Source organism: Streptomyces roseus, from assembly GCF_001044425.1.
GTDB lineage: Bacteria > Actinomycetota > Actinomycetes > Streptomycetales > Streptomycetaceae > Streptomyces > Streptomyces roseus.
Genome location: NZ_LFML01000078.1, coordinates 1 through 23,135, shown reverse-complemented (window position 1 = coordinate 23,135; position 23,135 = coordinate 1). Strand labels below are relative to the sequence as shown.

20 protein-coding genes are annotated in these 23,135 nt (G+C 70.9%); 17 read left to right on the top strand and 3 right to left on the bottom strand.

The window, feature by feature from the left end; all coding sequences use genetic code 11:
• Positions 1-114 precede the first annotated feature (114 nt).
• The 3 genes from ACS04_RS19965 (at position 115) to ACS04_RS19955 (ending at position 3,297) form a co-directional block, all read left to right on the top strand.
• Complete coding sequence (locus ACS04_RS19965; protein WP_245236461.1) at positions 115-1,506, top strand: MFS transporter; 1,392 nt, start codon at positions 115-117, stop codon at positions 1,504-1,506.
• Between the two features lie 49 nt (positions 1,507-1,555).
• Positions 1,556-2,422 (top strand): alpha/beta fold hydrolase, encoded by an 867-nt coding sequence (locus tag ACS04_RS19960; RefSeq protein WP_048478021.1) that lies wholly within the window; start codon positions 1,556-1,558, stop codon positions 2,420-2,422.
• Positions 2,423-2,499: 77 nt separating this feature from the next.
• Positions 2,500-3,297, top strand: a complete 798-nt coding sequence (locus ACS04_RS19955; protein ID WP_048478020.1) for a maleylpyruvate isomerase family mycothiol-dependent enzyme — start codon at positions 2,500-2,502, stop codon at positions 3,295-3,297.
• A gap of 791 nt (positions 3,298-4,088) precedes the next feature.
• Here the strand turns inward: ACS04_RS19955 and ACS04_RS19950 are convergent.
• Positions 4,089-5,504 carry a pre-peptidase C-terminal domain-containing protein gene (locus ACS04_RS19950; RefSeq protein ID WP_245236456.1) on the bottom strand — a complete coding sequence of 472 codons (1,416 nt, stop codon included), beginning with the start codon at positions 5,502-5,504 and terminating at the stop codon, positions 4,089-4,091.
• Positions 5,505-5,855: 351 nt separating this feature from the next.
• On the opposite strand from ACS04_RS19950, the gene ACS04_RS19945 reads away from it, so the two are divergent.
• The 7 genes from ACS04_RS19945 (at position 5,856) to ACS04_RS19915 (ending at position 13,011) form a co-directional block, all read left to right on the top strand.
• Positions 5,856-6,839: an ABC transporter substrate-binding protein gene (locus ACS04_RS19945; protein ID WP_245236455.1), complete on the top strand. Its 984-nt coding sequence runs from the start codon at positions 5,856-5,858 to the stop codon at positions 6,837-6,839.
• A gap of 2 nt (positions 6,840-6,841) precedes the next feature.
• A complete protein-coding gene (locus tag ACS04_RS19940) occupies positions 6,842-7,798 on the top strand; it encodes an amino acid ABC transporter permease (protein ID WP_048478019.1) in 957 nt (318 codons plus the stop codon).
• An 8-nt stretch (positions 7,799-7,806) separates the two neighbouring features.
• The gene (locus tag ACS04_RS19935; RefSeq protein WP_048478053.1) at positions 7,807-8,559 is read left to right on the top strand and encodes an amino acid ABC transporter ATP-binding protein; all 753 of its coding nucleotides are present in this window, start codon (positions 7,807-7,809) and stop codon (positions 8,557-8,559) included.
• A complete protein-coding gene (locus tag ACS04_RS19930) occupies positions 8,556-9,770 on the top strand; it encodes a M20/M25/M40 family metallo-hydrolase (protein ID WP_078865017.1) in 1,215 nt (404 codons plus the stop codon). The genes ACS04_RS19935 and ACS04_RS19930 overlap by 4 nt, the downstream gene beginning before the upstream one ends.
• A 50-nt stretch (positions 9,771-9,820) precedes the next feature.
• Positions 9,821-11,131 carry a cyanophycinase gene (locus tag ACS04_RS19925; protein ID WP_053080839.1) on the top strand — a complete coding sequence of 437 codons (1,311 nt, stop codon included), beginning with the start codon at positions 9,821-9,823 and terminating at the stop codon, positions 11,129-11,131.
• Positions 11,132-11,225: 94 nt separating this feature from the next.
• Entirely contained in the window at positions 11,226-12,104 is an 879-nt protein-coding gene (locus tag ACS04_RS19920) for a MurR/RpiR family transcriptional regulator (protein ID WP_048478018.1), read from the top strand.
• Positions 12,105-12,351: 247 nt separating this feature from the next.
• Positions 12,352-13,011 (top strand): MSMEG_1061 family FMN-dependent PPOX-type flavoprotein, encoded by a 660-nt coding sequence (locus tag ACS04_RS19915; protein WP_048478017.1) that lies wholly within the window; start codon positions 12,352-12,354, stop codon positions 13,009-13,011.
• 191 nt (positions 13,012-13,202) lie between these two features.
• Here ACS04_RS19915 and ACS04_RS19910 read toward each other — a convergent pair whose 3' ends face one another.
• Both ACS04_RS19910 and sigK read right to left on the bottom strand, forming a co-directional pair.
• Positions 13,203-13,952, bottom strand: a complete 750-nt coding sequence (locus ACS04_RS19910; protein WP_048478016.1) for an anti-sigma factor — start codon at positions 13,950-13,952, stop codon at positions 13,203-13,205.
• A complete protein-coding gene (sigK, locus tag ACS04_RS19905; protein ID WP_048478050.1) occupies positions 13,949-14,542 on the bottom strand; it encodes an ECF RNA polymerase sigma factor SigK in 594 nt (197 codons plus the stop codon). Before sigK ends, ACS04_RS19910 begins: the two co-directional genes overlap by 4 nt.
• Positions 14,543-14,936: 394 nt before the next feature.
• On the opposite strand from sigK, the gene ACS04_RS19900 reads away from it, so the two are divergent.
• The 7 genes from ACS04_RS19900 to ACS04_RS19875 all read left to right on the top strand — a co-directional run.
• Positions 14,937-15,176 (top strand): chaplin, encoded by a 240-nt coding sequence (locus tag ACS04_RS19900; RefSeq protein ID WP_048478015.1) that lies wholly within the window; start codon positions 14,937-14,939, stop codon positions 15,174-15,176.
• Positions 15,177-15,654: 478 nt separating this feature from the next.
• Positions 15,655-16,308, top strand: a complete 654-nt coding sequence (locus ACS04_RS19895; RefSeq protein ID WP_048478014.1) for a fasciclin domain-containing protein — start codon at positions 15,655-15,657, stop codon at positions 16,306-16,308.
• Between the two features lie 30 nt (positions 16,309-16,338).
• Positions 16,339-16,953, top strand: coding sequence for a cytochrome c biogenesis protein CcdA (locus ACS04_RS38935; RefSeq protein WP_053080838.1), 615 nt, complete (start codon positions 16,339-16,341; stop codon positions 16,951-16,953).
• A gap of 440 nt (positions 16,954-17,393) precedes the next feature.
• Positions 17,394-17,738 (top strand): hypothetical protein, encoded by a 345-nt coding sequence (locus ACS04_RS39420; protein ID WP_342449495.1) that lies wholly within the window; start codon positions 17,394-17,396, stop codon positions 17,736-17,738.
• Between the two features lie 265 nt (positions 17,739-18,003).
• Positions 18,004-18,411, top strand: coding sequence for a PPOX class F420-dependent oxidoreductase (locus tag ACS04_RS19885; RefSeq protein ID WP_048478013.1), 408 nt, complete (start codon positions 18,004-18,006; stop codon positions 18,409-18,411).
• A gap of 452 nt (positions 18,412-18,863) precedes the next feature.
• The gene (locus ACS04_RS19880; protein ID WP_078865013.1) at positions 18,864-20,006 is read left to right on the top strand and encodes an FUSC family protein; all 1,143 of its coding nucleotides are present in this window, start codon (positions 18,864-18,866) and stop codon (positions 20,004-20,006) included.
• A 360-nt stretch (positions 20,007-20,366) separates the two neighbouring features.
• The coding region (locus ACS04_RS19875) for an nSTAND1 domain-containing NTPase (protein ID WP_342449492.1) at positions 20,367-23,135 on the top strand (2,769 nt) is incomplete at its 3' end.

The following is a 23,135-nucleotide window of genomic DNA, read 5'->3' as shown; positions in this document are numbered from 1 at the left end:
CGCGGAGGCCGCAACTGACGACTGAGAGGAATCCCCTTGACCGCATCGCCTGAAGGCGCGGGGGTTCGACCCGACCGGGCCGTACTGCTCGCGGTGACCTGTCTGGGCCAGTTCATGGTCCTGCTCGACAACACGATCGTGGGAGCGGCGCTGCCCGACATGCAGCACAGGCTGCACACCCAGCTGACCGGTCTGCAATGGATCGTCGACGCGTACGTACTGCTGGTCGCGATGCTGCTGCTGTCCGGGGGCATCTTCGCCGACCGGTTCGGCCGCAAGCGGGTGTACCTGACCGGCGTGGCGGTGTTCACCGTCGCGTCGGTGCTGTGCAGTCTCGCGCCCTCGGTCGGCTGGCTGATCGCCGGCCGGGTGCTGCAAGGCATCGGAGCCGCAGCGCTGAGCCCCGCGTCGCTGGCGCTGCTCGCCGCCGCCCACCCCGTACCGCAGGAACGGGTCAAGGCGATCGGGCTGTGGGCCGGGTTCAGCGGAATCGGTCTGGCAGCGGGCCCCGTGGCCGGCGGCGTGCTGACCGAAGCCTTCGGCTGGCCCGCCATCTTCCTGGTCAACGTGCCCATCGGGGTGGTCCTGCTGCTGATGGGCCTGCGCCACCTCGGCGAGTCCCGCAATCCGAACGCCCCCGCGATCGACGTCCCGGGCACGGTGCTGTCCGTTCTGGCGGTGGGGGCACTGACCTACGGGCTGATCGAGGGAGGTGCCCGCGGCTGGACGTCGCCGGTGATCCTGTGCAGCTTCGCCGCCGCGGTGATCCTCCTCGCCGCCTTCGTCACCGTCGAAGGGCGTCGCCCCGCTCCGATGCTGCCGCTGCGGCTGTTCCGTCGGCGGCTGTTCACCGTCTCCAACACCGCCATGGCCGTGGTGGGTTTCGCGCTCATGGGCTCGACGTTCTTCTTCTCCCAGTTCTTCGTGTACGTCCAGGGCAGCTCGATCCTGCGCGCCGGCCTGCAGACCCTCCCCGTCTCCCTGGCCATGGTGGTCGTCAGTCCGTACGCGGGCCGGCTCGCCGCCCGGCACGGCTTCCGCTCCGTGGTCACCGTCGGCTTGGCCTTGGCCGGGCTGGGCCTGCTTGCACTGGGGCTGGTGCAGGCCGACACCGGCTACGGGAACGTGTGGTGGCGGCTGGCAGTGGTCGGCATGGGCTTCGCCCTGACCCTGTCCCCGCTGACGGGGGCCGCCATCCAGGCCGTCAGCGCGCAGGAAGGCGGCCTCGCCTCCGGCATCAGCGGCACCACCCGGCAGATCGGCGCGGTGCTCGGAGTGGCGGTACTCGGTGCCGTCGTCCGCGCCCGGCAGTCCGGCGGCGCTTCTTTCGAGTCCGGCCTCAACAGTGCCTTTGTCGCGGCGGGCGCCGTCACCGTCGCAACGGCGGTTTTCACCGGCCTGTGGCTGGCGGACTCCCAGCCGGCGGAACGATCGGCGGCGCCGCGACGTTCCACCGGTCCGGATACGGTCGCCACCTCGAACAACGCCTCTCCGCCATCCCGTTGACCGGGACGACAACCGCCTCGGCCGGGAGGCGTCCGCAGGACGCATGAAAGTGAGCAGACAGATGCAACCGACGTTCGTACTGGTTCACGGAGCCTTTTCGAACTCCTTCGCCTTCGCACCACTCCAGGCCGAGCTCGGCCTCCTCGGCCACCGGTCGGTCGCCGTTGACCTGCCCGGCCATGGATTCCAGGCGACGTACACGCGCGCCTACCAGACCCCACAAGATCTCGAAGGGCTCGCCGCGGCACCCGGCTCGATCAAGGGCCTCACGCTGGCGGACAATGCCGCGCACCTGATATCGACCCTCGAACGGGCCAAGCAGAACGGGCCGGTGATACTCGTCTCCCACAGCCGCGGCGGCATCACGGCCACCGCGGCAGCCAACATCCGCCCGGACCTGATCGACCGCATCGTCTACGTCTCGGCGTGGTGCCCCGTCGATCTCGACGCCGGCGCCTACTACGCCGAGCCGGAGATGGCCACGGTCGACCCCGCCGCGTTCGCCTCGGCGCTGGCCGGCAACCCGGCCGAACTCGGCCTTCTCCGCGTCAACTTCCGCACGGCGGACCCGGCCGCACTCGCGGCCTTCAAGGCCGCCTTCCTCGCCGACGGCACCGACGAGCAGTTCCTGACCTTCCTGAACACCTTCCAGCCGGACGAGAACCTGGACTTCGGCACATCCTCCGACCGGGCACGGGCCGAGACCTGGGGCCGCATCCCGAAGACGTACGTCCGCCTGGCCGACGATACGAGCCTGCCGCTCGCCTTGCAGGACCGGCTGATCCGCGAGGGCAACGCGCTGACGCCGGACAACCCGTACGACGTCCGCACCCTCGAAGGCAGCCACCTGAAGTGGCTGGTGGACCCGGCACCGGCGGCCCGGCTCCTGGGCGAACTGGCGGCACCGGCACGGTAGCCGGGGAAAGGAGGAGCGCAGCCCGCGCCGGGCGAAAATCGCTGTCCGGTCACGGAGTACGGTGATAGACATCCGGCGTGGAAAAGAATCTTGAGTTCCCCGAGCTGCTGCGACTTATCGATGAGCGCTCGACCGCCTTCCGCGCCGCGGTCGCCGCCGCGCCCAGTCTTGACGCGCAGGTGCCGACCTGCCCCGAGTGGACGCTGTTCGATCTCGCGAAGCACCTGGGTGGGGGAGACCGTTTCTGGGCCGCCATCGTCGGCGCGGGGCCCGCTGACGGTCCCCCCGCGGGGGCAGCCGCTGCGCGCGCCGCCCTGGAGGTCCCGCGGGAGCGTGAGTCCCTGCTGGCCTGGCTGGCCGCGTCGACGGAGCTTCTGCTGAGCGCCTTGCGCGAGGCCGGCCCGGACGCCGGCTGCTGGGCGTGGTGGAGCGCCTTGCAGACGCCGCGGACCTCTGGCGGAGTCGCCAGGCACCGGGTCCAGGAGAGCGCGGTGCACACCTACGACGCCCAACTCGCCGGGGGCGCCCCGCAGCCGCTGCCGTCGGAGGTTGCCCTGGACGGTGTCGAGGAGTTCCTGTTCACCTGCGTCGCCACGCCCAGCGCCTGGCCGCACAAGCCCACGACCTTCGACTTCCACGCTGCCGAGGGCCGCTCCTGGCGCCTCACGGTCGACGGCGACGGCGCCCGCTCCACCCGCGTCCCCGCGCCCACTGTGGCGGCCGGCGAGGTGTCGGACGCAGCCGCCGTCTCCATCCATGGCACGGCCGGCGAGTTGGTCATCTACCTGTACGACCGCATCCCCGCCGAATCCTTGCGCCTGGACGGAGACGCGGGCCTGCTCGACCTCCTCCGCGCCTGGGAACCGGAGGATTAGGACGCGCTCTGGGGCCCGCAGCATCATCTGCCGGCGTTGACTCGAAGGCCACCATGCGTGAGGCCAAGCGACAGCGGCTTCCTACAGCGAGATCGTCCGCTCGTCGGCTTCAAGGCCGCGGAGTGTCCACAGCCCGTACAGAGCCAACAGCGGTTGCCACGTCGTCGCGCTTTGGGTCTTCGAGGAGCACCGCTCCGTCGAAATCGAGCACCGACTTCGCGTAGTCGGCCATCAGCTGGGCCTCCGAGGCTCCGCCGCTGGTCGCACCGCCACTGAAGATGATGCAGGTCCCCTCTCCACTGTCTGCGGCGATGGAGCGGATTCCAGCACGGACTCGCTGTCGGTTGATCAGGTTTGCCGTCGCCTGGGGATTCCGATACCCGCACACCACCACGGCCGTGGTGGCGCCACCGCCGTTTCGGACGAGAGCTCGAGACCAGCGACAGTTCATCCACTCGCCCCAGGCCAGGGCCGCTGCAACCCCGGCTACCGCCAGTCCCGTCCTTCGCCGCATGCGCCGACTCTAGGACACCTCGGCATCGGAGCCACGGGAACCAGCCACGACGAGGCGTGCACGTGCCGGCCCGGCTCAGTAGCCGACCGTCGAAGTTCACCTGCCGCCGGCCCTGGGACCGTCCGGTGCCGCGGACACGTCTGACTCAGCCGAGCGCAGGAGACCGTCGGGGCAGATGGCCGCCGTACGGCAAGCACGTCGGCCGGGTCGTATCTCGCGCCGCAGGCAACCGGCAGGCGAGGCGGCGGGGTGCCGGGCTCGCCTGCCGTCGGGCGGGTTATGCGCTGGTGAGCGTGCAGGTGTAGGGGGCGGTACCGGATCCGGAGTACGCCTCGACGTCGAGGTAGTAGGTGCCGGATCCGGTTGCGGTGCGGGTGAAGGTGACGGTCTCGTCGGCTCCGCTTCCGCTGTTGACCGAGCGGGCGAGGGTGCTGCCGGCGGAGTCCATGAGGTAGACGTCGGCGTCGTAGGCGGTGGGGACGGCGCAGTCGACGGTGAGCTTCTGGCCCGAGGTGAGGGACAAGCGGTAGTAGTCGCGGTCGCCGATGGTCTGCAGGCTGCCCGCTATCGAGGCGGGGTTGCCGGTCGCGTCGTTCGCGGCGGTGCGGGAGTCGTTGGGTTCGCTCTCGGTGAGGGTCGTGCCGCCGGATGCGCCGCAGGTGCTCTGGGGAGTCCCCGAGTACAGGTTGGCGTCGGCGACGCCGTTCGTGACGCTGCGCAGGTAGTAGCCGCAGGTGGGACGGTTCTTGAAGTCGTAGGTCTGGCCGGGGCCCAGCCGCCAGATCTTGAAGTTGGAGAAGGTCAGGGGCTTGCCGGAGGCTGCCTGTTCGGGCTGGTGGTCGCCCAGGACGACGAAGGCTTCCGTTCCGTACAAGGTGGCCTGACCGTTCTTGTTGAGGAGGAGGGAACTGCCCTCCTCGACTCCGACGCCCCAAGCCTTGCCGTCCGCAGTCCGGCCGTCCTTGATGGCGCGTGCGACGAAGGCCATGGTGCGGCCCATGCGGTCGCGGGTGGTGAAGTGGGAGTCGTTGATGACGCCGCTGTAGTTGGGCCAGTCGAACATGCCGGTGGTGAAGGTGATGTAGCTGTCGTACGGGTTGGCGAGCGCCTCTGGGCTCGTCACGCTTCCCTTGCAGGCGTCGTAGACCACGGGGCTGTTGATGTGGTGTCCGGCGCTGCCGCCACCCGAGCCGCCGCCCTTGGCGACGACCGACTCCACGGACGCCTCCAATGCGGTGCCCTTCCACGCCGCGTACCGGCATTGGTCCCCGCCGGCGAAGTAGACGAACTCGGCGTTGCGGATGTCGGCGTTGACCTGGGTGTTGTTGCCGTCGGAGGCCGCCGTCAGGGTCCAGCTCGTACAGGAGTTGACGCCCGGCAGTGCCATGACGGCGTCGCATTCGGGGGTGGCGCTGCCCGAGGTGGGGGCGGAGCCCGCGAGGACGACGACGTCGATGCTGCCCGTGCCCCCGCGGATGGCGTCCACGGCCGCCTTCATGGAAGCCGCGTTGATCTTCCCGTCGCCGTTCATGGTGAACGCGGGGCCTTGCCAGGACGTCCGGGTGACGTCGGAGGAACTGCCGAGGCGGACGCGGCTGGCGGCTGCGGCGGCGCTGCCGGCCGAGGTGAGGGTGGTGGTGAGACCGACCAGCACCACGGCCGTCGCGGCAAGTGCGGCGTGCCTGCTTCTCATGCCCATGACTCTCCAATGCGAGTGTGGGGGGACCTGACGAAGGGCGTGCGCGGGGAGGTCGCCGTCCGGAGAACAGCGGCGTACGTCTTCGTCAGATTGACGTGGTAGCGGAACATACAAGTCATCGCACCTGGCCGAAAGATGTACGGCTGATTCCGTCAAAGAACATGAGGCAGAGCGGTGCATGGTGTGCCAAAAGGGTCAGGGATGCCGATCCAACGAGACGCGTGCACCCCGTTACGTAAAAGTAACGGGTGATACATCTAGTCGTCTGCTTCGCAATTCTGTAACTTGCGGTTGGCAGTCGACGGCGGATTCTCCCGTCGACCCGAGAACGGAGAGGCACTCCCGATGATGCACACCCCTCTGTCCCGCACCCCTGTGTCCCGCACCCCTGTGTCCCGCACCCTGCTGGTCGCCATCACGGCCGCGGCGGCCGCGACCGCGCTGACGTCCTGCAGTGATTCCAAGGGCGAGGCGTCCGCGACCGCGCCCCGGCAGGTGACCGTCGCCGATGTGACCATCGCGCAGGACAAGGCGCTCCACGACGCACTGCCGGAGTCCATCCGGACGGCCGGCACCGTGCGCGTGGCCACCGACGTTCCCTACGCCCCGTTCGAGATGTTCGTGGCCGAGGGCAAGCAGGAGCTGACGGGACTCGACTACGACCTCGGGCAGGCGCTCGGCGCCAAGCTGGGGGTGAGGTTCGCGTTCACGCCGCAGAAGTTCGACGGGATCGTCCCTGCCATCCAGGCCGGGAAGTTCGATGCCGCGATGTCGGCCATGACCGACAACAAGGAGCGCCAGGCCGTCGTCGACTTCGTCGACTACTCGCAGTCGGGCTCCGCCGTCATGGTGGTCAAGGGCAACCCGGAGAAGGTGGCCACCCTGGACGACCTCTGCGGGAAGAAGGTCGCCGTCCAAGCGGCCACCAACCAGCTCGAACTCCTCAACGGCCACCAGGAAGCCTGCAAGAAGGCCGGTCGCCCCGGCATCGACGTCCAGAGCTTCCCCAAGGACTCCGACGCCCAGCTCGCGCTGCGCTCCGGCAAGGTGGTGGCCCAGGTCCAGACGAAGCCGGCCGCGGGGTGGACGGCCAAGACCGCCGATGGCGGCAACACCTTCGAGGTCGTGGACGACCCCGCCGCCCAGGGCGGCTACGGCGCCTCGCCCAACGGCATCGCCGTCTCCAAGAAGCTGCCCCAGCTCACCGACGCCATCCAGAAGGCGTTGCAGGCCCTGATCGACGACGGCACCGTGACGAAGATCTTCGACAAGTACGGCGTGGCCTCCATCGCCGTCAAGGAAGCCACCAAGAACGCCGAGGTGAGCTGATCATGGCCACCACCACCGCTGCCGCATCCACCGCGAGCGAGGACCGGTGTCCTGACGACCTCCCTGTCGTGCCGGTGCGTCACTACGGTCGTTGGGTCGCCGCGGTCGCCGCGATCACCGCGCTCGCCGGGATCGCGGGATCGCTCGCGAAGAACGCGAACCTGCACTGGGACGTCGTCGGCCACTACCTCTTCGCCGACCTGATCTTCGACGGTTTGGTCACCACCTTGTGGCTGACCGCCGCCGCCATGGCTCTGGGACTGGGCCTCGGCACCCTCATCGCCGTGATGCGGCTCTCCGCAAGCCCGGTCCTCCACGGGATGGCCACCCTCTTCGTCTGGGTTTTCCGGGGCACCCCACTGCTCGTACAGATCATCTTCTGGGGGTACGCCGGCGCCCTCTACAAGTACGTCATGATCGGCATCCCCTTCACCGACATCACGTTCCTGCGCGTGGAGACCAACTCCCTGCTCACCCCCGCCATCGCGGCCCTCCTCGCGCTCGGTCTCAACGAAGCCGCCTACGCCTCCGAGATCGTCCGCGCCGGGATCCAGTCCGTCGACCCCGGCCAGGCGGAAGCCGCCCACTCCCTCGGCATGCGGCCCGCCCTGACGATGCGCAGGATCGTCCTGCCCCAGGCCATGCGCGTCATCATCCCGCCCATGGGCAACGAGACCATCAACATGCTGAAGATGACCGCCCTGGTCTCCGTCATCTCCGCCCACGACCTCATGTCGAACATCCAGGACGTCTACGCCCAGAACTACCAGGTCATCCCCATGCTGGTCGTCGCCAGCCTCTGGTACCTCGCCCTGGTCACCCTGCTCGGCGTCCCCCAAGCGTGGCTGGAGCGCCGCTACGGCCGGGGCACCGCCCGATCCGGTCACGTCTCCCCACTGCGCCGCATGCTCGGCGTCGCCGGCCGACTCCCCACCAAGCGCCAGGAGGGCAACCGGTGACCACACCCATGCTCCACGCCCGGAACGTCCGCAAGCACTTCGGCAAGGTCGAGGTCCTCAAGGGCATCGACCTCACCGTCGAACGAGGCCAGGTGTGCTGCCTGCTGGGCCCGTCCGGATCCGGCAAGTCCACCTTCCTGCGCTGCATCAACCACCTGGAGAAGATCGATGCGGGCAGCCTCGCCGTCGAAGGCGACCTCGTCGGCTACCGCCGCCACGGTCAAAGACTCCACGAACTGCGAGAACGTGAGGTCGCCGCTCACCGGCGCGACATCGGCATGGTCTTCCAACGCTTCAACCTGTTCCCGCACATGACCGCCCTCGACAACGTCATGGAAGCCCCGCTGAACGTCTCCAAGGTCTCCCGCGCGCAGGCCCGTCAGGACGCCGAACGCCTCCTGGAGCAGGTCGGGCTCGCGGACCGGGCCGGCCACTACCCCGCCCAGCTCTCCGGAGGCCAACAGCAGCGCGTGGCCATCGCCCGGGCCTTGGCCATGAAGCCCAAACTGATGCTCTTCGACGAACCCACCTCCGCGCTCGACCCCGAACTCGTCGGGGACGTCCTGGACGTCATGAGGCAGCTGGCCGCCGACGGAATGACGATGATCGTCGTCACCCACGAGATCGGCTTCGCCCGCGAGGTCGCCGACACCGCCGTGTTCATGGACGAAGGCGTCGTCGTCGAAGCGGGCGACCCACGGCAAGTCCTTCTGCACCCCGAACAGGAACGCACCCGCGCCTTCCTGTCCAAGGTCCTGTGACCGCCCCCGCCCGGCAGGAGAGCGGACTCGCGGCCCGCCTGCTCCCCGCAGCGCGCCGACAGCTCCCCGCCTACCTCGAAGACCTCGCCCACCTGGTGGCCATCGACTCCGGCTCCCACAGTCCCGACGGCGTCAACCGGGTCGCCGACTGGGTACAGAACCGCCTGCACCGTCTCGGCTTCGCCACGCAGCGGATCGCCCCACCCCCGACGCACGCCGCCACCGCGGGCGATACCCTCATCGCCCGCAGGGCCGGCCGACTCGGCCCCGAGGCAGGCGGCCGGCGCATCCTGCTGGCCGCCCACATGGACACCGTCTTCGAAGACGGCACCGCCGCTCAGCGACCCTTCCGGCTGGCCGGCTCGATCGCCCACGGCCCCGGCGTCAGCGACGACAAGGGCGGCCTCCTGGCCGGCCTCGCGGCCCTGCAGATCCTCCACGACGCCGAAATCGACGATCACGCCGAGATCGTCTTCCTCGCCACCCCCGACGAGGAGATCGGATCCCCCACCAGTCGTCCCGTCATCGAAAGCACGGCCCTGGGCATGCACTACGCCCTCGCCCTGGAGTGCGCACGCGAGAACGGCGACCTCGTCATCGCCCGCAAAGGCGTCGCCGACTTCCGTCTCACCGTCACAGGCCGCGCGGCTCACGCGGGCATCGAGCCCGAACGCGGAGCCAACGCCGCTCTCGCCGCGGCCCACCTCACCGTCGTTCTGCAGAACCTCAACGGCCAGTGGGACGACGTCACCGTCAACGTGGGAGTCATCCGCGCCGGCGACCGCGCCAACATCGTCTGCTCGTACGCCGAACTCCGCGTCGAGGTACGCGCCGCCACCCTCGCCGGCATCCGGCGCGTCGGCGACGCCATCACCCGGGCCGCCCGGCACACCACCGTGCCCGGTACCCGCATCGACGTCGAGCAGCTCGACCTGTGCGCACCGATGGAAGACACCGACCGCTCCCGCCGCATGCTCGCTCACGCCCAGGACGAGGCCCGTGCCCTCGGCCTCGACATCGGCGCCACCGCCACCGGGGGAGTGGGCGACGCCAACTTCATCGCCGGTACCGGCCTGCCCGTCCTGGACGGGCTCGGACCCGTCGGGGGCGCCGACCACAGCCCCGGGGAATGGCTGGACACCACCACCGTCCCCGCCCGCGTCGCCCTCCTCGCCGCCCTCATCGCCCGACTCGGCGACGCACGGCAGTAGCCGGCCGCAACCGCTCCCGTCCACCACTCGACGCAGAAGGCAGCCCGCCCATGCCCATCCCCATGCCCCTTGCCCTTCCCCGCTCGCGTACCCGCCGCGCCGTGCTCACCGGCAGCGCAGCCCTCGTCCTCGCGCTGGCCTCCGCACCCGCCACCCTGGCCGCCGGCGGGCCCGCCCCCGCACACCCCGGCTCCCTGGTCCTCGTCGGCGGCGGGCTCAAAGACGACAACACGCAGGTCTACGGCGAGATCATCGAACGAGCCGGCGGACCCCGTGCCAAGATCGGCATTCTCACCGCCGCGTCCATACCCGCCAGCCAGGACCCCGACGCCGCCGACCCGGACGCCTGTGGCAACTCCGCTTGCAACGGCCGATACTACGCCGACCTGTTCAAGCGTCACGGCGCCGCCGACGCCCAGTGGATCCCCGTCGACCTCGACCACATCGCGGACGCCGACTCCGACGCCGTCGTCGCCCAGATCAACTCCATGACCGGCTTCTTCTTCGGAGGCGGCGACCAGTACCGCTACGTCACAACCCTCCTGCACGGCGCCCGCCACACCGACTCCAAGGCGCTGGCCGCCATTCGCGCCAAACTCGCCACCGGCGCCGTCGTCGCCGGGTCCTCCGCAGGAGCCCAGATCGCCGCGGGCGCCGACATGGTCACCGGAGGCGAGTCCTACCAGGCCCTCCGCGACGGCAGCGCCCCCGGCTACTTCGAGGACCCCACCCGCCTCGGGTACCTCCCCGAGGGAGGCTTCGGGTTCCTGCGCTCCGGCCTCATCGACACCCACACCGGAACCAGCGGCCGAGAGGGCCGCGCCCTGCGGCTGGCGGCCGACACCGGACACGACACCGTCTACGCCCTGGACGAGAACACCGCCCTCGTCGTCGACAACCCCGGCACCACCGCGGAGAAGCTCACCGTCCGAGGCCCCCAAGGCGTCACCGTCCTGGACCTGCGCCACGCCCACCCCCGCACCACCCCGGCGGGCTGGTCTCTCACCGGCGCCCGCTACAGCTACCTCACCGACGGCGACCGGTACGACACCCGCACCGCCCTGCCCGTACCGGCGCCCGGCAAGCACCTCCTCCTCCCGACCGACCGCACACCGGTGCCACCCAACAACGACGTCTTCCACTCCATCGACGACCCGGACGGCAGCCCCTACTCCCTGCGCACCACCGCCCGGGCCCTGCTGTCCACCCGGGCCCAGCGCACGGCCACCGCCACGACCTGGGAATCGGCTCCCGGCTTCACCGTCACCCTCGGCAGAAAGCCCTGGACCACGGCCTGGAGCCGAGAGGCGGCCACCGCCCAGACCATCCTCGGGGCCAGCCTCGACATCGCTCCCCGCTGACCACAGCGCACCGAAGTAGTTCGCGGCCGTGTCCGTCGAGCCGGGCACTAGGCTCGACGGACACGTCCCCATCCCCCGTACGAAGAGGTCCCCGATGGCAGCCGGATCACTCGCCGACGACATTCGCACCAAGCTGGGCGAGCTCAGCCCGGCCGAACGGAAAGTCGCCCGAGTCATCCTCGCCGGATATCCCGCTTCCGGCTTCGAGACGGTCGCCGTCATCGCCGAACGAGCCGCCGTATCCGCGCCGACGGTCCTGCGCTTCGCCGCCCGTCTCGGCTACCGGGGCTTCCCCGAATTCCAAGCCGCGCTCCGCGCGGAACTCGACGAGCGCAACGCCTCCCCTCTGTCACTGTACGAGGCCACCGGCAGGCAGGACGCCGCCGAGCCGCACGAGTCCGGCGCGGCCCTGCCCCTGGCCCATCAGACCAGCGCGGTCTTCACCACCGCCGTGGCCCAGACCCTCGCCGAGATTCCCGAACACGACCTCGCCCAGGCCATCAGCCTCCTCGCCGACCGCAAACGCCACATCACCCTCGCGGGCGGCCGCTTCACCCACCTCTTCGCCCAGTACCTGGCCATGCACCTGATGCAGCTGCGCGACGAGGTGCGCGTCCTCCCCGATCGCGCCGTCGAACGCACCGCGCACCTCGTCCACCTCTCGCGCCGTGACGTCGTCGTCCTGTTCGACTACCGGCGTTACGAGGACGACAAGGAAGCCATCGCGCAGATGGTCAGGGACGCCGGGGGCAAGGTGATCGTCTTCACGGACGCCTGGCTGTCACCCGCCACGGCCCACGCCGACGTCGTCCTCCCCAGCCACGTAACGACCCTGACCCCGTACGACAGCCTGGTGCCCACGCTTGCCGTCCTGGAGACGGTCATCGCCGGGGTCGTGCAGGCGCTCGGCGAGGACGCCCACCACCACTTGCAGCAGTCGGAGAACACCGCACGCCGTATCGGTCTCGTATGACGATCGCAGCGGCCGGCCCCGGCCACCGTGCCGCCGCTGGTGGCAGCAGGCCGTGGTGCGGACGTGCACCAGCTCGGTGCCGGGTCCGTGCCGGGTAGACCGCTTGGCGGCGCGCCGGCCGTACCGCTGCGTGCGAGGGCCTGCGTGTGGGCGGCGGACGGCACAGGCGAACACGTCCTCCAGGGTCCGTGGCCGGATGCCAGGCGGGTCGGGGTCGATCGCAGGTCGGCCCATTAGGGTCGGAGGCATGACGACATCCCTTGCCGGCAGTGCATTCCACTCGCTCCGCCTCGACGCCGTGCCCGACCAGGAGGCGCTGCGCCAGGCCTACGAAGCCCCCGGCGAGGCGGCCGTTCGCAAGCAGATGACCGAACTCACCGAGCAAACGCGGCGGTTGATAGGCTGCTCGTCGCTGGTTCTGATCGCCAGCGCGGACGCCGAGGGCAACTGTGACGTCTCCCCGCGCGGCGGTCCCGCCGGGTTCGTCGCCGTCCTGGACGCACGGACGGTGGCGATACCGGACGCGACCGGCAACAAGCGGCTGGACACCCTGCAGAACGTCGTCGCCACCGGACGGGCCGGGCTGCTGTTCGTCATCCCGGGGCGCACCACGACGCTCAGGGTGAACGGCCGGGCCTGCGTCTCCACCCGCCCGGAGTTGCTGTCACAGCTGACCGCCGTGGGCAAGCCGCCGGCCAGCGCGCTGGTGCTGGGGATCGAGGAGGTCTACCCGCACTGCCCCAAGTCGCTGCTGCGCAGCGCGGCCTGGAAGCCGGAGCAGTGGCTGTCGGCGGACGCCCAGCCGGCCTCGGCCGAGGTGACGCTGGCCCAGCTGCGGATGCCGGAGCTGACGATCGCCGACATCGAGCAGGCGGAGGCGGACTCGCTGAAGTACCGCTACGAGTAACGGGCCGACCTGCGACTGCTGAACCACCAGCCGGCCGAACCCCCAGGCCGGCACGCCCCCAGGTCAGTCGCGGACCGGAACGGATTGTCCGACACGCCTCTGACAACGGCCTTCGGGCAGCCGGTTCACTCGGAGGGGCCGGCGCGCGACGGTTGGCAGTTGCTCGACCGGTCCGGGCCGGCCGGTCCGGTTCAGGCGGGGAGGGTCATGAGGAGCAGGGGGGTGGTGCTGGGTTCGGGTGATCCTCCGGCGGGTTCGAGGGTGAGGCCGACCGCGCCCGCACCCGCGGGGGTGCCGGTGAGCACGACGGTGCCGTCGTGGTCGATGAGTCCGGCGGGGCGCATGGTGCCGTCGTGGGAGAGCCAGAGCTGGTAGGTCTTGCCCGCTGCGGGGGCGGGGAGGTTGCTGGCGGTGAAGATGGCCTTGTTCTGCCGGTCGGAGGCGACGACGGTGGTCATTGCGCCGTTGGCGGCCCGTCCGTGGACCGTGCGGGCGTCCGGGGCTGCCAGGACGGCGCTGACCGCGTCGAGTTGCTGCTGGGCCTCGCGGGCGTCCTGATTGAGCTCCTGGCCGTTGTGGGTCTGCCACACCGCGACACCGCCGAGGGCGGCTGCGGCGATGCCGGCGGCCAGCGCCAGCGGAACGGCCCTGCGCTGCAGCCACCCAGCGCGGGTCCGGGCGGCAGCGGCAGGGGCGACGTGCGGGGGGAGCTGGCGGACCGCATCGATGGCGGCCATGACCTGTGCCTTGGCCTGTGCGGGCGGCTTTTGGGCGACGGCTGCCGCCAGGCGTGCCGACGTGGCCTTGAACTCGGCGGTCTCCTCCCGGCAGGCCTCGCACGTTCGCAGGTGGTCCTCGAAGGCCTGGCGTTCGTCGTGGTCGAGTGCGTCCAGGGCGTAGGCGGCGGCGAGGGTGTGGGTATCGGATGCGTGGTGTGTCATGTGGTCACCCCCATGCAGTCGCGGAGCCGGATGAGTCCGTCGCGCATGCGTGTCTTGATGGTGGGAAGCGGTGTCTGGAGGGCTTCGGCGACTTCACGGTAGGTCAGCCCCTGGTAGTAGGCCAGGGTCACCGCCTGGCGCTGGACTTCGGTCAGGCCCTTCAGGCAGCGGCGGACCTGCTCGCTGTCCAGGCGGGTCTCGACCCGTTCGGCGACCTCGTCGAAGGCTGTCGTGTGCTCGCGCGCGGCCTGGGCCTGTTCGCGGTGGGCGGATGCCTGGGCGGAGCGGACCCGGTCCACGGCCCTTCGGTGGGCGATCATCGACGCCCACGTGGCGACGGAGCCGGCATCGCTGCGGTAGCGGGCGGCCTGCCGCCACAGGTCGATCATGACCTCCTGCGCGACTTCTTCGGACTGGGCGCGATCGCGGACGACCTTGAGAACGATTCCGAAGACCATCGGTGCGAGGGCGTCGTAGAGGACGGAGAAAGCGTCTTTGTCCCCGCGGGCGACTAGTTGCATGACCTCACCGAGGTCGTTGCGGCCGGAGCCGCCGGGCCGCCCGGCGGCGAAGGGGATGGGTTGGCTCATCGGTACCGCTCCGGCCATGGCGAAGGGCGCAGAGGACGGCCGGAGGCGGTCGTCGAGGGGCGGGGCGTGCATCGCATGCCAGTCCTTTGGTGTGGCTCGTGTGTCGGCGGGGCCGCCCTCGGGACGGCCTGGCCACAGAAACAGTGCGTGTGTCGTGATTTCTTCGTAGCGCATGGGCCCATGGATGGGAGGGTGCCCCGTCACCCGTACGGCCAGTGATTGCCCCGTACGAGGGAATCGTGCCCGCGGCGGCCATCCGGAGGGAAGCGCGGCCGCGAAGACAGCGCGTGAGGGAGACGGAAGACGTTCTCCGAAGACGTTCTCTCCGCTTCCCTCACCCGCAGCCGTGCGGGCCCTCCGTGCGGCTTGGGCACTCTCACAGGAGGTACTTCTCATGGCTGGTATGCGACGAGGTCTGGCAGTGGCAGTGGCGGCCGGCGCGATCGTGGTCGGGGGCGCATCGTTCGCCTCGGCCGATGCGGGTGCGCAGGGAGTGGCGGCGGGCTCGCCGGGTGTGGGCTCGGGCAACCTCATCCAGGTGCCGATCCACATCCCGATCAACGCCTGCGGGAACACGGTCAGCGTCATCGGGCTGCTGAACCCGTCCTTCGGGAACACCTGCGTCAACGCCTGATCCGGTACCGCCGATCCCGCCCGGTCCGCCGCCCCCGAGACGGAGCGGCACGGACCGGTGACGGGCGCGGCACACACTGCAAGACCGGGCCAGGAGCCACGAACAAAGGGCCAGTAGGTCACTCGTTCGGGTGAGGGGCAATCCGCCGGGCGGGTGCCGCCGAATCCAGGGTGTGAGCAGTTTTCCGAGCATCCTCATCCGCGCCGCGGGCGCAGCGCCGGCCGGTCTTGTGGCGGCTTCCACGGCGCTGCTGGTCGCCGTGCCGGTTGCCGGCGGGGTGCAGCCGGCAACCGGTCCGGTGGCCGCGGTGGATGGAGGGGTGATCGACCGGATTGCTGCGGCGGTGAAGAACGTCGCGATCCGCACCCTCGGAGAAGGGACACGCCATCGGCGGCGTCGTCCGCGCCACCCCAACAGCACCAACCCCCGAACCATCACGACCCCTGACCGCCATATCGTTTTCAAGGAGCAACTCATCATGAACAACATGAAGATCCGTCGCACCGCGATCGCCGTCGCCGCAGCCACGCTGCTGCCCATCTCGCTGGCCGCCTGCTCCGACTCGGGCAAGGACGGCGCATCAGGTTCCGGATCGGACAAGAGCAGCGAGGCCTCGGCGCCGGCGGCGCCCGCGACGTCGGACGCGTCGATGGCCATGGACAAGCCGTTCGGCCCGGCCTGTGCGGGCGTACCGGCCGAAGGCGCGGGCTCCTTCGACGGCATGGCCAAGGACCCGGTCGCCACCGCCGCGTCCAACAACCCGGCCCTGTCCACCCTGGTCGCCGCGGTCAAGCAGGCAGGCCTCGTCGACACTCTGAACAACGCGAAGGACATCACGGTCTTCGCGCCGACCAACGACGCCTTCGCGAAGATCCCGAAGGCCGACCTCGACAAGGTCCTCGCCGACAAGGCCACCCTCACCAAGATCCTCACGTACCACGTCGTCGGCCAGAAGCTCACTCCGAAGCAGCTGGAGAACGGGTCCTTCGAGACCCTGGAGAAGGGCAAGCTCACCACGAGCGGCTCCGGCGAGGCGTACAAGGTCAACGACACGTCCAACGTGGTCTGCGGCAACGTCAAGACCGCCAACGCCAACGTCTACATCGTCGACACCGTCCTCATGCCCAAGTAGTAGCTCCGTCTCGGGTATCCGCGAGCAACGGTGGCCGTTCTCCCTTTCATCCGAAGGGGAGAACGGCCACCGTTCGACGAGGGGCACTCGGCGGATCGAGCTGCATGGCCCAACCGCTCCGTCGCCGCGCAGCGCGTTCGAGACCCCCGCCGCAGCCGTAGCCGTAGCCGCCAGTGCTGGGGGAGCCTTGCCCATCCGGTTCACCGGTGGGCCCGAATAGTCCTCCTGCGCTGCGTCGGCCTGTCGCTCCTGGTCCTCATCAGCCTCGGGCTGATCTTCCCGCCGGTCGGGCGGCTGACGAAAAAGCCCTTCGCCAGGATTCCGCAGCGGCCGGTCAACGGCGGAAGCGCCTTCTTCCTCGGCCTCGGGCTGGGTCTGCTCTACGTCCCGTGCGCCGGCCCCGTCCCCGCCGCGATCTCCGTCGCGGGCGCGCGGGGCGAGATCAACACGGGCATCGTCGCTCTCACCCTCTCCTTCGCGGCCGGCGCCGCGGTCCCGCTGCTCGCCTTCGCCCTCTCCGGCCGCCGCGTCGCCGAGCGTGTTTCCGCTTTCCGTACCCGCGCCCGCAAGCTGCGCGTCATGGCCGGATCGCTGATAGTCGTGCTGGCGTTCGCCCTCGCCTTCGACGTCATCACCGCCTTGTAGAAAGCACACCGGAGCCGCGCAGAAGCGCGTCGACCACTCCCGCTGCGAGGACGGCGCGAAGGAACTCCGCTCCTGCGGGCAGGCTCCGCAACTCGCCGGCATCTCCACCTGGCTGAACACCCGGGGAGGAGCACCTGTGCACCTGGCCGCGCTGCGCGGGAGGGTGGTTCTGATCGACTACTGGACCTACTCCTGCATCAACTGCCGACGCAGTCTTCCCCACATCCACGCCTGGGACCGTGCCTACCGCGACAAGGGTCTGACCGTCATCGGGGTCCACTCACCGGAGTTCGCCTTCGAGAAGGATGCGGGCAACGTCGCGGATCGGGCCCGCAAGCTCGGAGTGACCTATCCCGTCGCGCACCTCCTTCGTCAGGCCGACCCACCGCCCAGCTGCCGCCCGCAACCGACCAGACCAATGACGAGCTCACCGCCGACCGATCCCCGGAGACCTACCTCAGCACCGGCCGCATCCGCGGCTCCGCCAAGCCCCCGGGCTCGCCAAGGGCAAGCTCACGACCTACGCCATCCCCGCCAGGGGCGTCTCGCTGAACCAGCTCTCCCTCTCCGGTACCTGGACGGCTTCGTACGAGCAGTTCACTGTCGGCCCGGGCGCCCGTCTGGCCTTCACCTACCGGGCGAAGAACGCCAACCTCGTACTGGGCGGGGAAGACACGGTCAGCGTTCTCCTGGACGTCAAGGAGAGCGGGTCCGTCCACGTCCACGGCGCGCCCACCCTGTACCGGCCCACCAACGACACCACACCCCGGCAGCGGCGACTCTGACTCCGCCTCCCCCCCCCGGGCCACCAAGCCTTCGCCTTCACCTTCGGAACCCCCGCTGGCCACCTGCCGCCACGCGAATGCATCTGCGAGCTCTCGCGTGCGGCGGCAGGGGAGGGGCAGGCAGCTGACTGCTGCCCTCACCGACCGGGCGGAAGTTCAGGACGACGCACTCGCCCGGGTCGACGGCAGAAAGTCACGTTTAACTGCTCTGTGTGATTGAGTCGCTCTTGCGGTGTTGATGAGGGATCGAGGGAAGGAGCAACGCGTGTCAGTTGCGCTGTCAGAGACGCTGAAGCAGTACGTGGACGAGCACCCGGTCTTCGCGACCGTTGCCACCATCCAGCCCGACGGCAGCCCTCAGCTGTCGGTCGTGTGGCTCGCCCGGGACGGTGACGACCTCCTGTTCTCCACGACCGTCGGTCGGCGCAAGGAGAAGAATCTCCGCGCGGACCCGCGCGTGACCGTCATGATCAACCCCCCGGACGCCCCCTACACCTACGCGGAGATCCGCGGCACGGCCGAGATGACGACTGAGGGCGGCGACGAGCTGATCAACCAGCTTTCCCGTAAGTACACCGGCAAGGACTATGCCGACTTCAACCCGGCGGCGTCACAGGACTCGGAGCGGCTCGCCGTTCGCATCACTCCTCGCAAGGTAGTCGGCTCCCTCTGAGCCTCGGTGGTCAGTTTCCCCCCCGTGCGGGATCCCTTCGGGCCCCGACCGCTGACGGTGCTCGGGGGCCGTGCCCGGTCGGATGCGCCTGATTCCCCCGGTTGGCGCGCCGCTTCCGCCCGGGGCCGGTGGCCGACGGGTGATTCTGGGCGACGGATGGTCCGGCACCCGATGCCGTACGTCGGCTCGGCCCGGGGGCGCGGTGTGTTGCTCCACCTGCCCCACGTGGAGCGCCGCACCGGTGCCCGGTCGGGGACGCCGCCGGCAAACGGCATGCCGATGCGCGCATCCCGGCACGGGGCTGCGGAGAGTGGTCCGGTCTCGTGAAGTCGGGGCCAGTACGGCACTTCCCTCGCACGGCGGCCTATCGGCTCTCGCGCACCCGCGGTGGGCGGCTCGACGCGGCGTGTGGGCCGTCGGACGCCGGGCAGGCGCATGCCAGGAGGTGGCATATGCCTGCGTGGGAATCGATGAGGAGATCGCTGCGGGAAGCGGCGCTGTACGTGCGGCGGGGGGTCGCCAGTCCCGGCAGTGAGCGGGATGACCTGGTCCTGGGCGCGAAATCAGTGGCCGCGGCGATGACCGCATGGGTGCTGGCCCGCTACCTCCTGCCGCCGACGGTCTCCACGTTCGCTCCGTTCACCGCACTGGTGGCTCTCCAGGCCACGGTGTACCGGTCGTTGCGGGACTGCGGCCAGTACCTGTTCGCGATGACGGCCGGGGCGGCCCTGGCCGCGACCCTGGCGGCCGCCATCGGGATCCACTGGTGGTCCTTCGGACTGCTGACGTTTCTGGCTCTCGCCGTCGGACGGTTGCGTCCACTGGGCGAACACGGCACCCAGGTCACCATCATCGGGTTCTTCGCCTTCTCCTCCGGTCAGGGCCGGATCGACTACATCGGCCACCTCGTCGCTTCCGTCGGCATCGGTGTCGTCTGCGGGATCGCCGCGCACCTCGCCCTCGCGCCCGCCCGGCACACCATCCGCCGACAGGAAGCGGTCGCCGACCTCTTCAGCGGCATCGAACGACGCCTGCGGGAATTGGCCGACACCCTCGCCGCCGGCACGCCCGACGCTGCCGCGATGCAGCAGCTGCGCACCGACTGGCGCGGTTTGTCGTCCGACGCAGACCGCCTCCGGCAGACCGTCGACAGCGAGGTGGAGAACAGCCGCCTCAACCCGCGGCGCAGCATCGAGGACGCCCACCAAGCCCTCATGCGGGCGCGGGCTGCGCTCGACATCGCCCAGCGCAGCCTCGATCACCTCCGCTCGGTAGGCCGCAGCCTCGAGCACGCTCTTTCCAGCGGCGAGTACGAGGCCCTGTCGCCCTCCTTCCGTGCCGCGTACACCGGGCTGCTGCGCACTGCCGCCGAAGCGCTGGACGGCATCGGCCGAAGGGCGCGCACCGACTCCGTGCTTCTGCGCAAGACCCTCGACGGTGCTCACGTCGCACTTCGGCAGGCCCACGAGCACGCCTTGGGCTCCCCGCCTCGCCAGGCAGGCGTGGCGGCGCTGGAGGGCACCCTCCTGACCGACGCGAGCCGTCTGCTGGAAGACCTGGACCACGGCTTCCGCGCGATGGAGCAGTCCGCTTGAGCGCGCCGGCTCCGCCTTCCCCCCCGCTCCTGAGGTCGCGCGTTCGGGGTCCTGTTCCTGATGCCTTGCCGCCCGGCCTGTTCCCGACCGCCCCGGCATACGCCGGGCGGGCGGCAGACCCGAGCGGCGCCGTGAGCGGCTGCGCCGCTCCGACGGGGACCAGGGAGCGCGGTGGCCTCCGGGGGCGCTGGGGTGCGTGGGGGTGCGGAGGCGGTGTGCAGTGGCCGGAAAGAGCCGGCTGGGCGGCGTAGATAAGGACCGGATCGAGAAGTTCCGGCCACGCGGCCGCAGGGGCGCCGGAAGGGTGGTTCACCGCATCGCCGCATCACCGCCCTGGCGGAACCGGACCCCGGAGGCCCCATGGACCCGACCCCGTTCCACGCCCAACCTCCCTTATCGCGCGAGGAGTTCGCGGCCGAGCTGACGCGTCTGCGCGAGAAGGCCGACCTGACCGTCCGAGCCCTCGCCGCCCGCGTCGGCGCCCCGGGCGCCCACAGCACCATCGGCGGCTGGTTCGCCGGCCAGAACCTCCCGTCGTTGGGGTCCCTGCCCCTGTTCCGCCGGGTACTGCACGCCTGCGGAGTGACCGACGCGGTCGAAATCGAACGCTGGCTGGAACGGCTCGGCGAGCTACGGCGGTCCCGGGTCCTGCGGGTCGCGGCAGGCGCGACGCCCTACCGGGGGCTCGCGGGCTTCGAGGAACGCCACGCCGACTGGTTCTTCGGCCGGGAACACCTGCGGGCGGTCATCGTGGACCGGCTCCTCGCAGAGGAGGGCGCCGACGTACCCCAACTGCTCGTCGGAGCCTCCGGTTCCGGGAAGTCCTCGCTCCTGCGGGCGGGCGTGCTGCCCGTCCTCCGCGGTGAGCACGGCTGCGTACCGCTGCTGTTCGCACCCGGCCGCGACCCGATGCGCGCCCTGGCCTCCGCCCTGTCCTCGGAAGCCGCGCTGTCCGCCGGAGCCGCCCCGTCCGCCGGAGCCGACCTGTCCTCGGAGTGGGCGGACCCGACGGGCGATCCCCTCGCACTCGCCGCACGCGTCGCGGCGGTGGCCCAGCGCGAGGGCCTGCGCATCGTCGTGGCGGTCGACCAGCTGGAGGAGGTGTTCACGGCATGCACCGACCCCGTCGAACGGGAGCGGTTCCTGCGGGGCCTCGCGGCCCTCCCCGCCCTCGACGTGCGCGTCACGGGCTGCCTGCGCGCCGACTTCTACGGCCAGGCCCTCGACCAGCCTCCCCTCGCGGCGGCCCTCCAGAAGGGCCAGACCGTCGTGGGCGCGCTCACCGACGACGAGATCAGAGCGGTGGTCGGCGGCCCCGCCGCCAAGGCCGGTCTCGTCGTGGACGAAGGGTTCATCGACGTACTCCTCGCCGACCTGCGGGACTCCGGCCCCGGAGCCCTGCCCCTCCTGTCGCACGCGCTGCTGTCGACCTGGGAACGCGGCCGCGGCACTGCCCTGACCATCGCCGACTACCGCGCGGGCGGCGGGATGTCCGCGGCCGTCTCCGAGACGGCGGAGGAGGTCTACGCGGGCCTGTCGGAGGCCGAGCGCGCACGCGCGCGGCAGCTGTTCCTGCGGATGGTCGCGGTGGGCGACGGGGTGCCCGACGCGCGCCGGCTGCTGCCGCTGCCCCCGCCCACGGGACAGCCCGACCGGGCCGGAGAGGTGTACGCGGTCCTGGAGCGCTTCGTCGACCGCCGCCTGGTCACGCTCGACGGCGACGGCGCCAGGATCACCCACGAGGCGCTGCTCACCGCGTGGCCGAGGCTGCGCGGCTGGATCGACACCGACCGGGCCGGACAGATCGTCTGGCAGGACCTGACGCGGGACGCCGACCGTTGGCTCGCGCACGGGCGCGACTCTTCGCTGCTCTACCGGGGCACCCGCCTGGCCGTGGCCTCCGGCTGGGCCCGGGACAGCGGCCACGCCCCGGAACTCGACTCGCGGGAAAGCGGGTTCCTCGACGCGAGCCGTCTGGCGGAGGAAGGCCGGGTACGGCGCGAGCGGCGCGGCGCCCGTCGGCTGCGCCGGCTCCTCGTCCTGCTCTCGGTGCTGGTCGTCCTTTCAGGCCTGCTCACCGGCGTGGCCGTGGTCCAGCGCCGTGACGCGCAGAGACAGCAAGCCGTCGCGCTGTCCCGGCTGGTGGCGGCGCGCGCCGAACGGCTGCGGGGCAGCGATCTCGCGCTCTCCGCGCAACTCGGTCTGGTGGCGTACCGGACGGCGCCCACGGCCGAGGCCCGGGAGGCGCTGATGGACGCCTCGGCGCTGCCCGCCGTGACCCGGATCCTCGCGTTCCGTGGCGTCGTACAGGCGGTGGCCCTCAGCCCGGACGGACACACTCTGGCCGCGGGCGGCCTGGACCACCAGGTCGCGCTGTGGGACCTGCGCGATCCGCAGCGGCCGCGATCGCTGGGGGCGGCGCCGGTCACGTTCGCCGACACGGTGTACGCGCTCGCCTTCAGCCCGGACGGCCGGCGGCTCGCCGCCGGGTCGGGGGACGGGACCGTACGGGTGTGGGAGGCGTCGGCCCCCGATCCGGCGGCGGCCGGGGCCCGGTCGTTCAAGGGGCCGGATTCGGCCGTGTACGGGGTGGCCTTCGCGCCGGACGGCAGGACGCTGGCTGCGGCGGGCGCCGACGGCGGGGTGTACGTGTGGCCGGACCCGGAGGTGAGGGCCCCGTCGGCTGGCGCCGACGCCGGCTCCGCGAGCACCTCCCGCGCCGGCTCCGCCGGCAGCTCCGAAGCCGGCTCCGCGAGCGGTTTCGCAAGCAGTGCCGCGGGCAACTCGGCAGACAGCCCCGCCGGCAGCCCGGCCACCGGAACGCGCCTCACCGGCTTCACCGGGTCGGTGCACACGGTCGCGTTCCACTCCGGCCCGGGCCCCGGTGCTGCCCTGCTGGCCGCAGGGGGCGCGGACGGCACCGTACGCCTGTGGGACCTGGCCGATCCCGGACACCCGCTCGCGTACGGGCAGCCGCTGACCGGAGCGGCCGGCCCGGTCTTCGGGCTGGCCTTCACGGCCGACGGCGCACGGCTCGTCGCCGGGAGCCAGGACCGTTCCACGCGGGTGTGGGACGTACCCGCCCCCGGGTCCGCCCCCGCCCCCGGCTCCGCTCCTGCCCCCGCCCCC

What these genes read in the sequence shown, in the direction of transcription:
- ACS04_RS19950 (WP_245236456.1), bottom strand. Translation starts at nt 5,504, where the DNA reads ATGAGAAGCAGGCACGCCGCACTTGCCGCGACGGCCGTGGTGCTGGTC.
- ACS04_RS19920 (WP_048478018.1), top strand. Translation starts at nt 11,226, where the DNA reads ATGGCAGCCGGATCACTCGCCGACGACATTCGCACCAAGCTGGGCGAG.
- ACS04_RS19880 (WP_078865013.1), top strand. Translation starts at nt 18,864, where the DNA reads ATGCCTGCGTGGGAATCGATGAGGAGATCGCTGCGGGAAGCGGCGCTG.
- ACS04_RS19895 (WP_048478014.1), top strand. Translation starts at nt 15,655, where the DNA reads ATGAACAACATGAAGATCCGTCGCACCGCGATCGCCGTCGCCGCAGCC.
- ACS04_RS19910 (WP_048478016.1), bottom strand. Translation starts at nt 13,952, where the DNA reads ATGACACACCACGCATCCGATACCCACACCCTCGCCGCCGCCTACGCC.
- ACS04_RS19945 (WP_245236455.1), top strand. Translation starts at nt 5,856, where the DNA reads ATGATGCACACCCCTCTGTCCCGCACCCCTGTGTCCCGCACCCCTGTG.
- ACS04_RS19935 (WP_048478053.1), top strand. Translation starts at nt 7,807, where the DNA reads ATGCTCCACGCCCGGAACGTCCGCAAGCACTTCGGCAAGGTCGAGGTC.
- sigK (WP_048478050.1), bottom strand. Translation starts at nt 14,542, where the DNA reads ATGAGCCAACCCATCCCCTTCGCCGCCGGGCGGCCCGGCGGCTCCGGC.
- ACS04_RS19940 (WP_048478019.1), top strand. Translation starts at nt 6,842, where the DNA reads ATGGCCACCACCACCGCTGCCGCATCCACCGCGAGCGAGGACCGGTGT.
- ACS04_RS19965 (WP_245236461.1), top strand. Translation starts at nt 115, where the DNA reads ATGGTCCTGCTCGACAACACGATCGTGGGAGCGGCGCTGCCCGACATG.
- ACS04_RS19915 (WP_048478017.1), top strand. Translation starts at nt 12,352, where the DNA reads ATGACGACATCCCTTGCCGGCAGTGCATTCCACTCGCTCCGCCTCGAC.
- ACS04_RS19900 (WP_048478015.1), top strand. Translation starts at nt 14,937, where the DNA reads ATGGCTGGTATGCGACGAGGTCTGGCAGTGGCAGTGGCGGCCGGCGCG.
- ACS04_RS19925 (WP_053080839.1), top strand. Translation starts at nt 9,821, where the DNA reads ATGCCCATCCCCATGCCCCTTGCCCTTCCCCGCTCGCGTACCCGCCGC.